Consider the following 13,598-nt stretch of genomic DNA (forward strand, 5'->3'; position numbering starts at 1 on the left):
CTCCTGCTTAGCCGGCCAGGTTGGCCGGCGAGTGTCAGGCGCTCTGGTTATCCAGTGTCAGCTGCCCCTCACGCCGCTGCTTCAGCTTCCAGAAGCCCCACAGGGCAATAAACCACAGCGGAGAAGCCAACAGCGCCAGCAGCGTGTCCGGGTCAAAGATCATGATGAAGATGGCGAAGGCGAAGAACAGCAGGCTCACCCAGCTCATCACCACCCCGGCAGGCATCTTAAAGATCGACCCGGCGTGCAGGTCCGGACGCTGACGGCGATAGACCAGATAGGCCACGAGGATCATCCCCCAGCTGAACACCACCATAATCGCCGCCAGGGTCGAGACGATGGTGAACAGGGTCATCACATTCGGTACCAGGAATAGCAGCAGCGTACCGATCAGCATGCAGAAGCAGGAGAACAGCAGGCTACGCACCGGGATGCGGGTATTGCGCGACAGGATGCGAAACTGCCAGTGCGCATGCTTCTCCACCGACAGGCCGTACAGCATGCGGGTGCTGGAGAAGACGCCGCTGTTGGCCGAGGACATCGCCGAGGTCAGCGCCACGAAGTTAATCACCGCCGCGGCGGCAGGCAGCCCGGCCTTGGCAAACAGCGTCACGAACGGACTGGTCTCCGCCGATACCCCCGGCCAGGAGGCGACGGCGATAATCACCACCATCGACAGCAGATAGAAGATGATAATCCGCAGCGGCAGAGCATTGATCGCCTTGGGCAAAATGCGCTGCGGATCGCGGGTCTCCGCCGTCATGGTGCCCAGCAGCTCAATGCCGGTAAAGGAGAAGATCGCTATCTGGAAGCCGGCGAAAAAACCGGTGATACCGTGAGGCATAAAAGCCGTCGGGTCGGTAAGATGGCTGAGAGAAGCCGTCACGCCGTCCGGAGAAGTCCAGCCAGTGGCAATCATCCAGCCGCCGGTGCCGATCAGGGCGATAATGGTGATCACCTTGATCAGGGCGAACCAGAACTCCGCCTCGCCAAACATTTTCACCGACAGCAGGTTAAGCAGGAACAGGATCGCCAGCATGCTGAGGGCCGGCATCCATGCCGACAGTTCCGGGAACCAGTACTGCATATAGCTCCCGCAGACCACCACGTCGGCAATGCAGGTCACTACCCAGCTTAGCCAGTAGGTCCAGCCGAGGTAAAAGCTGGCCTGCGGCCCGAGATACTCGCCGACAAAGTCGGCAAACGAGCGGTAGTCATGGCGGGTGAGCAGCAGCTCCCCCATCGCCCGCATCACCATATAGGTAAAGAACCCGACCAGCACATAGATCACCAGAATCGAGGTGCCGGCGACGGCGATGTTGCGCCCCGCCCCCATAAACAGCCCGGTGCCGATGGCGCCCCCGAGGGCAATCATTTGAATGTGGCGGGCGCCGAGCCCGCGTTTAAGCTGTGACGCGCCCTCACCTCCGGCGGCAGGAGACGCCTGATGTTGATGTTCAGTCATGGTGTTTCCTCAGGCTGGTTGTGGGAGGCGAAGAGCCGCGGCGCGCAGCAGCAGCCCGGCGCGCTGACCGGTGGCGACCCCGGCATTGGGAAAGAGGATATAGGGGGCCCGGGCCTGCACCACCCACCGTTTCTCCGCCTGGCGAGCGATTTCGTATCCCGCCGGGAGCGCGGTGAAGTTCTCAACGTTGGCCGCGAGATTAAGCGTAAATTCCCCCTCGCGCTTGATGATGCTCTCCTCGACCAGGAAGTAGTCCACTGGCGCTTTGTCGCGCGGCGGTAGCGGCGCGTCAGAAATCCAGGCCCGGATCGCCGCGTCGGTAGCGGCGAACAGGCTGAGATCGTTGGCGCCGAACGGCATCACTTTCCCCAGCTCCAGGGTGGCGCTTTGCGCGGCGAACTTTTCGCAGGTGAAATGGGTGAAGGTGCCGCCCGCTTCGGTATGCCGCACGATGGCATCCATCCCGCTGGCCTGCAACAGCTGGTAGAAGCCAGGCGAAAAATCCCCGGCGTGGGCCGGGAGCAGCGCAAACTGGCGATACAGCGACCCGCGAATGGCGGTATGCATATCGAGATGGCTACGGTTGACCGGACCCGCCGCATCGGCGGCGCGATAGAAGGCCTGCACCGCCTGCTCCAGCGCAAAAGCCCGCCGCGACTCATTCCCCGGGGTGACCGCCAGATGGCGGCCGCCGAACAGGCGATTCAGGTCGTTGTGCAGATAGCGACGCGCGGCGCGGATCGCCGGCAGGTTACCAAAGACAATCAGCAGCGCCTGAGTGAGCGGCTGCCGCCCCTGACTCAAATCGTGGGTCAACTGCAGCAGCAGCTCCGTCGGCGCGGTCTCATTGCCATGCACGCCCGCGGAGAGGATCGTCGCCTGGCGCCACGGCGCCGTCGGCAGCAACTGCAGGATCCCCTCGCCCAGCCAGCGGGCCTCGATGCCCGCCGGGAAGCTCCACTCCTGCAGGCGGCAGTGCAGTAAATCGTTAACCAGGTGCTCCATCTGCCGCTCCTTAACGCTGAAAATCATAGACCGCGCCCAGGCGCAGGATCTGCGTCAGCTCATCCAGCGCCTGATAAACCTCGCGCAGCAGCTGCGGGTCCGCCAGATCGCGGGCGTGCAGCCGGTCGCGATAGTGTTTTTCCACCCATGCCGTCAGCTGCTGATAACGCTCGTCGTTCATCAGGCTATGCGCGTTGACCGCCCGGCGTTCAGCCTCGTTGAGCACCACCCGCAGCCGCAGACAGGCCGGGCCGCCGCCGTTGCGCATGCTTTCCCGCAGGTCAAAGACCGCCACTTCATCGATCGGCGATGCGCTGTCGGCGGCCAGGTCGCTCAGATAGCGCCAGACGTTTTCCCGCTGGCGGCACTCCTCCGGGACCACGATCAGCATCTTGCCGTCAGGTTTGCTCAGCAGCTGGCTGTTGAACAGATATGAGGCCACCGCGTCATCGAGCGACACCCGCTCGTCCGGCACTTCCACGCTGGTGAACGGGATATCCAGACTGTCGCTTTTATCCCGCAGCGTCGCCAGCACCGTCGCCTGATCGACAAACGCCTGCTGATGGTGGAACAGCACATAGCGATTGCTGACCGCGATGACGTCGTTGTGAAACACGCCGCGATCGATAGCCTGCGGCGCCTGCTGGGCAAACACCGTGTAGCGCGGATCCAGTTGATGCAGGCGGGCCACCGCCTCGCTGGCCTCGAGGGTCTGCCGCGCCGGATACTTCACCGGGGCGATCCCGCCGCTGGCGCGTCGACCGTAGACAAAAAACTGCACCCCCTGTCGGTCATACTCCCGGCAGAAGCGGTTATGGTTGGCCGCGCCTTCATCGCCGAGGTCGCCATGCTGCGGCAGCGCCGCATGGTGGGCGAAGTAGCGCGGATCGGCGAACGTGGCGCCCAGGATCGCCGAGGTGGTGGGCGCCTCCTGCATACGGTGCAGCTTATTGTTCAGGTTGGCGACGGTGAAATGAACTTTGCCATCGGCGCTGTCCGCCGACGGTGAGACGGTCGCCGCGTTGGCGGTCCACATCGACGAGGCGGAGCTGAAGGCGGAGAGCAGCTGCGGCGCCGCGTGGGCCGCCTGCCGGATGACCTGCTCATCGCTGCCCTGGAAACCGACTTCGCGCAGCAGACGTAGATTCGGACGCGGCTGCGGCGGCAGAATGCCCTGCACGAATCCGCGATCGGCAAGGGCTTTCATTTTATACAGCCCCTGCAGCGCCGCCTTTTTAGGGTTAGAGAGACCATCGCGGTTATTTTGCGAGGCTTCATTGCCGACGGAGAGTCCGGCGTAGTGGTGCGTCGGGCCGACCAGGCCATCAAAGTTTGCTTCAAAACCAGACATATGTCCTCACAGGATCCGTTATCAGAATGGCAGGCCCGGCGATACCGTCGCCGGGAGCGTCAGCGTATCGCTGACCAGAGAGGCCATCGGCCAGGCACAGTAATCAGCGGCGTACCACGCTGCCGCGCGATGGTTGCCGGAGGCGCCCACCCCGCCAAACGGCGCTTTACTCGAGGCGCCGGTCAGCGGCTTGTTCCAGTTGACGATCCCGGCCCGCGCCTCGTCCGCCAGCTGTTCAAACTGCGCCGCATCGCTGGAGATCAGCCCGACGGCCAGGCCATAGCGGGTCTGGTTGGCGAGGCGAATGGCCTCCGGGAAATCGTCATAACGGATAACCGTCAGCAGCGGGCCAAAGTATTCTTCATCCGGCACCTCGATACCGGTGACGTCGACGATCCCCGGCGTCAGCACCGTGGAGTGCGGGTCGGGCTGGCGCATGCGCAGCAGCACCTTGCCGCCGAGCCCCTCCAGTTTTTGCTGCGCCGCCAGCATGTTCTGCGCGGCGTCGAGAGAAATCACTCCGCCCATAAACGGCGCGGGCTGGTCATCCCACTTGCCGGCGCGGATCTGCGCGCTGGCCGCGACCAGCCGCTGCAGCAGCGCATCCCCCTGCTCGCCGCGCGGCACGATCAGCCGGCGCGCGCAGGTGCAGCGCTGCCCGGCGGAGATAAACGCCGACTGGATAATCACATGCAGCGCCGCATCGACATCGGCCACGTCGGCGACGATCAGCGCGTTGTTGCCGCCCATCTCCAGCGCCAGCATCTTCTCCGGCTGGCCGCCGAAATAGCGATGGAAGTGGAAACCCGCCGCCGCGCTGCCGGTGAACAGTACGCCGTCGATATCACGATTTTCCAGCAGCGCCTGGCCAGTGGTTTTTCCGCCCTGCAGCAGATTGATCACCCCGTCAGGGACGCCCGCCTGCTGCCACAGCTGGACGGTCATTTCGGCGGTGGCCGGCGTCAGCTCGCTGGGTTTAAACACGATGGTATTCCCGGCAATCAGTGCCGGAATGATGTGCCCGTTGGGCAGGTGGCCCGGGAAGTTGTAGGGACCAAAGACCGCCATCACGCCATGCGGTTTGTGGCGCAGCTGTGCTTTTCCGTCCGGCAGCGTCGACTCATGAAAGCCCGTCCGCTGGTGATAGGCCTCGATGGAGATCGCGGCCTTGCCGATCATCGCCTGTACTTCGGTGCGGGTCTCCCACAGCGGCTTGCTGGTCTCGCGGGAAATCAGGGTCGCCAGCGCCTCTTTATGTGTCTCCAGCAGCGCGGCAAAACGCTCCACCACGGCAATACGCTCGGCCAGCGGCCGGTGCGACCAGGGGTAAAATGCCGCGCGCGCCGCGGCGCAGGCCGCCTGGACGTCGTCGGCACCCGCGCTGGCCGCCTGCCACAGCAGCGACTGATCCTCCGGGGCCAGTTTGCTCATCGTTGCCCCACTGCCCGCCTGCCACTGCCCGGCTATAAACTGTGCTTTTACCGCCATGATCTGTTTTCCTCTGGATTCAGGGTTACCGTATAAACGCGGTCGGTTTCACTGACCTGCAGCGCGTCCAGCGCGGCGGCGTCCAGTGAGACCTGCTCTTCGTGGGCCACCAGCAGCGCCCGGAAATTGTCGAACTGACCGTTGGCGACGAGCGTCGGCGCCGGCAGGGCGCCCATCAGCTGCTGGGCCGGCAGGCACTGGCTATCGCGCACGGCGCGGATCTGATCGGTGTTCGCCTCCAGCACCGGTCCGGCATCGAAAATATCCACCGAGCCGCGCCAGCTGAATCCCTCTTTCTCGAGGATCGCCCGCGCCGGGGCGGTATTGGGATGCACCTGACCGATGACCTCGCGGGCCGCTTCCGGCAGCAGTGATATATAGATCGGGTAAGCCGGCATCAGTTCGGCAATAAAGGTTTTCATGCCGGTGCCGGTCAGCCGGTCAGCATCGGCAAACGGGATGTCGAAGAAGTGATGGCCCAGCGCATCCCAGAACGGCGACTGCCCCTGCTCATCGCTGCAGCCGCGCAGTTCGGCAAACAGGTACGGGGAAAACCACTCGCGGAAGGCGGCGATAAATAAAAAGCGCGCCTTGGAGAGCAGCAGACCATTGCGGTTGCGCTGATAGGCCGGGTCGAGAAACAGCGTACACAGTTCGCTGTGCCCGGTGTGGTCATAGCTGAGATTAAGCAGCTCCTGAGGCTTATAGACTCCCAGCGCTTTCGAGGCGCGAACCGTTTTCTGAATGCGAAAATTGTAAAACGGCTCGTCCAGGCCCACCGCGACCTCAATGGCGCTCACCCCCACCACCCGCGCCAGCGCGGTGTCTTCCAGCACAAACAGGAAACCCTGCTGGCCGCGCGGCAGTTCGCCGGCGAAGGTCTCGATACTGCGCTGGATACGGGCGGCCAGGCGCCCGGCATCATGCGGTAAGGAGGTCATGCCGACCCCCGCCCGCGCGGCAAGGCGGACGATGTCGTCGAGATCGTTTTCCCGTACGGGACGAAATAGCATCACAGGCCGTCCTCCCGGTTAGCGGGTTAAGCGAGCAACGGCGCGATCAAGGCGCACGAAGGCTTCCGCAATATCCGCCAGCGGGATATTGAGCGCCGGCGCGAAGCGCAGCACGTCCGGGCCGGCAATCAGGGCGATCAGCCCCTCTTCCGCCGCCAGGTTGGTCAACGTTTTGGCCTTGCCGCGCAGCGGCCCCGCCAGCTCAGCGCCGATCAGCAGACCGGTGCCGCGCACGGCGCTGAACGCATCGTAACGGGCAGAGATCGCATTCAACTGGTCAACAATCAGCGCATGGCGCTCGCCAACGCCCGCCAGCAGCGGCGCATCGAGATGGGCCAGCACGGCGTTAGCGACGGTCGCCGCCAGCGGGTTGCCGCCGAAGGTGGTGCCATGGGTGCCGGGCTGGAAGACCTGCGCCCAGGCCTCTTTCGCCAGCATCGCGCCGATTGGGAAGCCGCCCCCCAGCCCTTTGGCGCTGGTGAGGATGTCCGGGACGACGTTGTAGTGCTGGTAGGCGTAGAGATGGCCGGTACGGCCCGCCCCGGTCTGCACCTCATCGAATATCAGGGTCGCGTGATGGCGATCGCAGAGGGTGCGCAGCGCCTGGAGGAACGCCGGGTCAGCGGGTATCACGCCGCCTTCGCCGATGATCGGCTCGACGATCACCGCACAGGTGCGCGAAGAGATGGCCGCGGTGACCGCCTCGATGTCGTTATAGGGCAGATGGGTAATGCCCTGCGGCAGCGGAGCATAATCGCTGGAATATTTCGGCTGGCCGCCGACGGAGACGGTGAACAGCGTCCGGCCATGGAAGGCATGGTTGAAGGCGATGATTTCGCTTTTTTCACCACCAAACTTATCGTGAGCGTATTTCCGCGCCAGTTTGAGAGCGGCCTCGTTGGCTTCGGCGCCGGAGTTGCAGAAAAACACCTTATCGGCAAAGGTCGACTGCACGAGGGTTTTCGCCAGCTGCAGCACCGGCTCGTTGGTATAGCCATTGCCGATATGCCACAGTTTCGCCAGTTGATCCTGCAGGGCCTGAGCCAGCGCCGGATGGGCATGGCCTAAGGCATTCACCGCAATGCCGCCCGCCATATCGATATACTCTTTCCCCTGCTGGTCCCAGACGCGGGAACCCGCCGCCCTGACCGGAATAAACGGCGCGGGGGCAAAACAGGGAACCAGGTAAGCGTCAAAATCTTCGCGAGTCATAGTGCCTGACATCATTCATCTCCGGAACGTAAGACGACGGAAAACGCTCCCGCCGCGTTGGACAATCGACATTAACCCTGACCCTCGGCTTATTTTGGACACGAGCGCGCCCGCTGTGATGGCAAAAATATTCACCACAGGAAAAATAAGCCCTATTTATTTTGCGGGTATTTGTTAATTCATGGTTAACGTCATGTTGTTGTGTGGGCTAATGCTGGCCTGTGAACAATAAGATTGTCAATACGGGTGGAAGCAATTTATTCACTTTTTGAAGATCATCAAGATAATGAAAAACATAGAAAAAATATTTTTCTATGCACTTAAGTGAATAAAAAGTGAATTAAAATGCACAGCTTGCAGGTGGTTGGCGTGCGTAGTTATTCACTTAAAAAATAAAAAATCTAACAAAAATTTAAAAATCGGAATTGCCGTCAAATACCGCTTTATAAAATTGGTGATACCATTCATTGCACAGAGTTTACTGCTGTAGCTATTCCACGGTTTTACACGACATAAATAACACTGAGAAACAGGACTCTTATGGAAAAGTTATCTTACGCATCTGAAAGTAGTACATCTCCATGGACCACCTACCTGCGCCAGATCGACCGTGTCGCGCCTTATCTCGGCGATCTTGCCTACTGGGTGGAAACCCTGCGCCATCCGAAGCGTGCGCTGATCGTCGACATTCCTGTGCAAATGGACGACGGCACCATCCGCCACTTCGAGGGCTATCGCGTTCAGCACAATCTGTCGCGTGGACCGGGTAAAGGTGGTGTTCGCTACCATCCGGATGTCGATCTTAACGAAGTCATGGCACTTTCTGCCTGGATGACCATTAAGTGCGCCGCGGTCAATATTCCTTACGGCGGGGCCAAAGGCGGCATTCGCGTCGACCCCTTCTCACTGTCAGAAGGTGAACTGGAGCGTCTGACCCGCCGCTACACCAGCGAAATCGGCATTATTATCGGGCCGCAGAAAGATATTCCGGCGCCGGACGTCGGCACCAACGGTAAAGTGATGGCATGGATGATGGACACCTACTCCATGAACCATGGCACCACCATTACCGGCGTGGTCACCGGCAAACCGATCCACCTCGGCGGCTCCCTCGGCCGTGAAAAGGCCACCGGGCGTGGCGTATTTGTCACCGGCCGGGAAGTGGCTCGTCGCGCCGGTATCGAAATTGAAGGCGCCAAAGTCGCGCTGCAGGGCTTTGGTAACGTCGGTAGCGAAGCAGCCCGCCTGTTCGCCGGCGTCGGCGCCCGCGTGGTGGTCATTCAGGATCATACCGCGACCCTGTATAACGAAGGCGGGATTGATATGGCCGCCCTCACCGCCTGGCAGGCGGAGAAAAAGCAGATTGCCGGTTTCCCTGGCGCCCAGGAGATCGATAAAGACGCCTTCTGGACCACCCCGATGGACATTCTGATCCCGGCGGCACTGGAAGGGCAAATCACCCGCGAGCGCGCGGAGAAGCTGACCTGCAAACTGGTGCTGGAAGGGGCCAACGGCCCAACCTATCCGGAAGCGGACGACGTGCTGGCCGAGCGCGGCGTGATCGTAGTGCCGGACGTTATCTGTAACGCCGGTGGGGTGACCGTCAGCTATTTTGAGTGGGTGCAGGATATGGCCAGCTTCTTCTGGAGCGAAGAAGAGATCAACGCCAAGATGGACCGCATCATGACCGACGCCATTATTCACGTCTGCGATAAAGCCGCCGAGAAAGCGTGTACGCTGCGTACCGCCGCCTATATCGTGGCCTGCGAGCGCATCCTGATGGCGCGTAAAGACCGCGGCATCTACCCGGGCTGATCCCCGTCAGGGTGTGAATCAGGGGGTGGCGTAGCGCCGCCCCCTTTTTTTCGCTATCGTGCCGTCAACCGCCGTTAGACCACAGCACCGGCCATCCCCGACGCTGCGACTCCGCCAGCAGCGCCGCGCACGGATTGACCGCGCAGGGGTTGCCAACCAGCGCGAGCAGCGGCAGATCCGAGATATGGTCCCCAAAGGCATAGCACGCCGCCAGCGGCTGGCCCCGTTCCTGCGCGTAGCGTTGAGCATGCAACGCCTTATGTTCGCCAATGGCGGTCCGCCAGAGTTCCCCGGTATAGTGTTCGTCAACCACCACCGGCTCTGAACACAGGGCATGCTCCACCCCCAGCGCCGCCATCGCTGGCCAGAGAATGTCGGTCATCGATCCGGAGACAAACACCACGTCATCCCCGCGCGCCTGATGTTGCCGGAGGATCGCCACCACCTCACGGTGAAAACCGTACCCACCTTCGCGATACAGTGCCTCAGCAACCGCCCGTACCTGGGCGCGCGGCTCATGGCGAAACAGCGAATAGTAGTAGCGATTGATTGCCTCCCGCGGTTGACCCGCTTTGCTAAGCGCCTGGAGCTGGCGGACAATCGCCGCGGCCGTCAAACCGCACTGCAGCGGATATTCCTCGGCATAGCGGTGCAGAAACAGGAACATACTTTTGCCGGTAATCAGCGTTTCATCCACGTCAAAAAAGGCGATGCTCATCCCCGTCCCCCTGCTCAATACTGACCAGATAATGTTGATGGCAGAGCGCCGCCTGCTCACACTCCTTACGAGTAATGTAGTTCAGGTCATAGACGCTGAAGCTAAAGCCGACTTCCGCTTTGCGGGTGCCGGTCTGGTCAAAACCGACCGAACACTCGCAGGTAAAGCGGCCGTGGGCTGAGCTTTTGCGCGACACCACATTCAGCACAATGGTCACCGGCAGCGGGAAAACAAAGCTGGAAAAAGCTACCTGCAGCGAGCTCAGCGTGAAGTACTTCTCGTCCATCGCCACGCCCGCCTCCGCCAGCAGAAATTTCTCCGAGGTGGCGATGATGGTTTGCCGCGCCGCCTCGATCAGCACCATCCCCTGGATGTGTTGCCCGGTCTGGTGGTCGCAGAGCAGCTCCGAGGCGTCCTGCAGGATCAGACGCGCGCAATAGCTATCTTCATCGCGTTTTTCCGGCGAGGTGATGAGGATGTTCTCTTTTTTACGTTTATGCACCAGCCGCTGATGATCGCGGTTGTTTTGATAATAGAGATCCTGCAGATTGACGATCTGGCGGATTTTATCCGGATAGTGCTGACGAATAATGCAGACCGTGCGGGAGATGTCGTCGAGCTGCACGCCCTGACCAATGACGATTTTATCGACGCCGGCGAGCTCGCCGCTCCAGACAAAACGCTCAAACTCGTTGACGGTCAGCACGTTCTGATGCCGCCGGGCAAAATCGGTAAATTTCTCACCCACCACAATTAATTTTTCCATGGCGCTTGTCTCCTCAGATCGCTTTCATAATTAACGCAATACCCATCCCGCCGCCGATACACAGCGAGGCCAGGCCGGTCGGCTTATTCTCCCGGCGCAGCGCGTGCAGGAGGCTCACGACAATCCGGGTTCCGGAACTGCCAAGCGGGTGCCCGAGGGCAATCGCGCCGCCGTTGACGTTCAGGCGGGCGGCTATCTCCTCCGCCGTCATCTGATGCTCTCGGGCCAGCCCCTTGACCACCCCCAGCACCTGCGCGGCAAAGGCTTCGTTAATTTCCAGTCGCGCCATATCGCTGAGCTGAAAACGCCCGCGGCGCAGGGCGCACGTCATGGCCGGCAGCGGCCCAAGCCCCATCATCGCCGGGTCGACGCCGCCCTCGCCGAAGGAGACTATCTCAGCCAGCGGCCGCAGGCCGTACTGCGCAACGGCGCGCGCCGAGGCGAGGATCACTGACGCCGCGCCGTCGTTCAGCCCCGAGGCGTTGCCCGCCGTGACGCTCCCGTCGCGACGAAAAGCCGGTTTCAGCGCCGCCAGCTGGTCGGCGCTAAGGTCATGGCGGATCTGCTCATCCTCGCGGACCACGCTGACGCCCCGCTTCCCGCTGACCGTCACCGGCACGATCTCCTCGGCAAAATGGCCGGCGCGGCTGGCGGCGGAGGCTTTTTGATGGCTGTCCAGCGCGTACTGGTCCTGTTCTGCGCGCGAGATCTGCTCATGCGCGGCGATGGCCTCCGCCGTTTCCCCCATCGGAATATGCAACAGCGGATCGGTTAAGCCATCGCTCTGGATCAGATCCTCACTGCTGAACGCGCCAAATTTCATGCCGCCCCTTATCTCTCCCCGCAGCAAAAACGGCGCCTGGCTCATGTTTTCCATCCCGCCAGCGACGACCAGGTCGGCATAACCGCTCTGGATATGGATCGCCCCCTCGGTAATACTTTTCATGCCGCTACCGCAGATCATATTCAGGGTGTAAGCCGGCTTTTGCACCGGGATCCCCGCCCGCAGCGCGACCTGACGCGCCGGCCCCATCCTCTGCCCGGCGGCGAGGACGCAGCCGCAGATCACTTCGTCAATCCACGCCGGGTCAATCCCGGCCTGCTGCAGGTTGTGGCGGACGGTGAGCGCGGCCAGTTCCACCGCAGAGACCGTTTTCAGGGCGCCAAGAAAACGCCCCACCGGCGTACGGCAGGCCGCGACGATATACACTTTATTCATGATTATTCCATTACGTAGAGCGAGGAAAGATACTGCGAGGTCCCGGCTTCGCCACCGGTAAAGCCCACATAGCCATCAGGATTGATCACCGCATAGTCATCGCGGCCAATCTGTAGCGCCTCGAGAAACGCCTCGTCCGCCGGGTCAAGGGCGCAGAATATAAACCAGCCGCCAGGTTTCAGGCGGGATAAGGGAGGACAGTCGACGCGCGCGGAAAAGACCACGACCTTACCGCTGGCGAAGGCGTCATAACTGTTGCGAAACGTTGCCTGCGGCGAGGTAAAGACGTACCACGGAACATGGTGGCCCATCAGGCCGTTCGGGTGAGCGCACTGCGGCGCGGCAAAGCCGGCGTACTGCAGCGGCAGCTGGTGGCGATAATAGTGACGATTGCAAAACTCCGGAAAGTAGACCGCGTCGATATGATTTTTCGGCACCAGACCGGCGATCAGGCCGGTATCGTGATCGGTGGCATGCAGCACGCCGCTCACCGCGGCGAAGCGCTCGGTGCGATAGGATGCCAGCAGCCGGTCGCTGGCGACGCCATGCAGGTAAAAGGCCAGCTTCCAGGCCAGGTTAATCGCATCCTGAATACCGGTATTCATCCCCTGCCCGCCAATCGGACTGAACAGATGGAAAGCATCGCCTGCCAGCATGATATTGTGCTGCAGATTGTCATCGGCGATCCGGTTATAGAAGTTGGCGCTGGAGGACCAGGTCAGCGCCTGCGCCGGAGGAACCTCGGGGCAGAAGCGCGCCAGCGCCACGTTGATCTCCTGCAGATCCGGCACCGGACGCGGCGACGGTAATCGACCGGCTCTTTTAATCACGATCCTGACCTGATTGTCCGGCATGGGCAGAAAGATCAGAAAGCCCAGCTCGTCAATATAGTAAGAGGTTCCCGGGAGCGTCGCCGCGCTGGCGAACTGCACGTCCGCCATTACAAAATGCAGCGGGTAATCATGGCCGCTAAAGCCAATCCCGGCCAGCTCCCGGACGGTGCTGGCCGCGCCGTCGGCGCCGATAATATAGTCATAGGTAGCGGAACAGGCCCGGCGGGCATCGTCGAGCAGAGAGACGTGATAGCGCCCTTCCTCCCGCCGCCAGGAGACCAGCTGATGTCCGCGTTTCACCAGTTGACCGGCCTCGGCCAGCGCCGTTTCAAGGATCTTCTCCGTCCGCGGCTGCGGGATACTGACATGGAAGGGATAGCAGGTGGGGAGATGGCGGTTATCAATATGCAGAAACTTGCGGTTTTTATACCAGGCGTAAATTGACGGAACCTGCTTGCCCTGGGCGGTCAGCTCCCCGGCAAGGGCTAAGCCGTGGAAGGCTTTAATCGTCGCCGGACTGACGCTCAGCGCTTTGGACCAGGTGGTGCTGTGTGTATTTTTATCAATAATATCAAAATCAATTCCATACTTATTCAGATAGCAGCCAATGATTAACCCTACCGGGCCGGCGCCAACAATGAGTACTTTTTTCACGATCGAGCCTCTCTGTATGCCCCCAGGGGGGCATACGCGTGTTGCCTGGGTGCAGGGTG

The 13,598-nt window shown here is 61.3% G+C and carries 11 protein-coding genes and 1 pseudogene; 2 read left to right on the top strand and 10 right to left on the bottom strand.

Annotation, left to right across the window (positions count from 1 at the left end):
• Positions 1-34: 34 nt before the first annotated feature.
• From HMPREF3096_RS23100 to HMPREF3096_RS23125, 6 genes are read right to left on the bottom strand one after another with little or no spacing between them, the layout of a single operon-like run.
• The gene (locus HMPREF3096_RS23100; protein ID WP_008805091.1) at positions 35-1,465 is read right to left on the bottom strand and encodes an amino acid permease; all 1,431 of its coding nucleotides are present in this window, start codon (positions 1,463-1,465) and stop codon (positions 35-37) included.
• Between the two features lie 9 nt (positions 1,466-1,474).
• Positions 1,475-2,470, bottom strand: coding sequence for a succinylglutamate desuccinylase (gene astE, locus HMPREF3096_RS23105; protein ID WP_008805092.1), 996 nt, complete (start codon positions 2,468-2,470; stop codon positions 1,475-1,477).
• Between the two features lie 10 nt (positions 2,471-2,480).
• Positions 2,481-3,821, bottom strand: a complete 1,341-nt coding sequence (gene astB, locus HMPREF3096_RS23110; protein WP_032730243.1) for an N-succinylarginine dihydrolase — start codon at positions 3,819-3,821, stop codon at positions 2,481-2,483.
• Between the two features lie 21 nt (positions 3,822-3,842).
• The gene (gene astD, locus HMPREF3096_RS23115) at positions 3,843-5,309 is read right to left on the bottom strand and encodes a succinylglutamate-semialdehyde dehydrogenase (protein WP_012541912.1); all 1,467 of its coding nucleotides are present in this window, start codon (positions 5,307-5,309) and stop codon (positions 3,843-3,845) included.
• The gene (gene astA / locus HMPREF3096_RS23120) at positions 5,300-6,322 is read right to left on the bottom strand and encodes an arginine N-succinyltransferase (RefSeq protein WP_012968350.1); all 1,023 of its coding nucleotides are present in this window, start codon (positions 6,320-6,322) and stop codon (positions 5,300-5,302) included. Before astA ends, astD begins: the two co-directional genes overlap by 10 nt.
• 18 nt (positions 6,323-6,340) lie before the next feature.
• Positions 6,341-7,546, bottom strand: a complete 1,206-nt coding sequence (locus HMPREF3096_RS23125) for a bifunctional succinylornithine transaminase/acetylornithine transaminase (protein ID WP_012968351.1) — start codon at positions 7,544-7,546, stop codon at positions 6,341-6,343.
• A gap of 169 nt (positions 7,547-7,715) precedes the next feature.
• Between HMPREF3096_RS23125 and HMPREF3096_RS31080 the strand changes: the two are divergent.
• Positions 7,716-7,862 (top strand): annotated as a pseudogene (locus HMPREF3096_RS31080) (hypothetical protein).
• A gap of 212 nt (positions 7,863-8,074) precedes the next feature.
• A complete protein-coding gene (locus HMPREF3096_RS23130; protein WP_008805096.1) occupies positions 8,075-9,349 on the top strand; it encodes a Glu/Leu/Phe/Val family dehydrogenase in 1,275 nt (424 codons plus the stop codon).
• 64 nt (positions 9,350-9,413) lie between these two features.
• On the opposite strand, the gene HMPREF3096_RS23135 is transcribed toward HMPREF3096_RS23130, so the two are convergent.
• Genes HMPREF3096_RS23135 through HMPREF3096_RS23150 form a run of 4 tightly spaced genes read right to left on the bottom strand, consistent with a single transcriptional unit; the run spans position 9,414 to position 13,539 of the window.
• The gene (locus tag HMPREF3096_RS23135; protein ID WP_016160925.1) at positions 9,414-10,067 is read right to left on the bottom strand and encodes an HAD family hydrolase; all 654 of its coding nucleotides are present in this window, start codon (positions 10,065-10,067) and stop codon (positions 9,414-9,416) included.
• Positions 10,048-10,833 (bottom strand): AfsA-related hotdog domain-containing protein, encoded by a 786-nt coding sequence (locus HMPREF3096_RS23140; protein WP_012541915.1) that lies wholly within the window; start codon positions 10,831-10,833, stop codon positions 10,048-10,050. Before HMPREF3096_RS23140 ends, HMPREF3096_RS23135 begins: the two co-directional genes overlap by 20 nt.
• 13 nt (positions 10,834-10,846) lie before the next feature.
• Complete coding sequence (locus HMPREF3096_RS23145) at positions 10,847-12,052, bottom strand: acetyl-CoA C-acyltransferase (protein ID WP_070544652.1); 1,206 nt, start codon at positions 12,050-12,052, stop codon at positions 10,847-10,849.
• 2 nt (positions 12,053-12,054) lie between these two features.
• The gene (locus HMPREF3096_RS23150; RefSeq protein ID WP_032730238.1) at positions 12,055-13,539 is read right to left on the bottom strand and encodes an FAD-dependent oxidoreductase; all 1,485 of its coding nucleotides are present in this window, start codon (positions 13,537-13,539) and stop codon (positions 12,055-12,057) included.
• Positions 13,540-13,598: the final 59 nt, after the last annotated feature.

The sequence above is a fragment of the Klebsiella sp. HMSC25G12 genome (genome assembly GCF_001807705.1).
Taxonomy (GTDB): domain Bacteria; phylum Pseudomonadota; class Gammaproteobacteria; order Enterobacterales; family Enterobacteriaceae; genus Klebsiella; species Klebsiella variicola.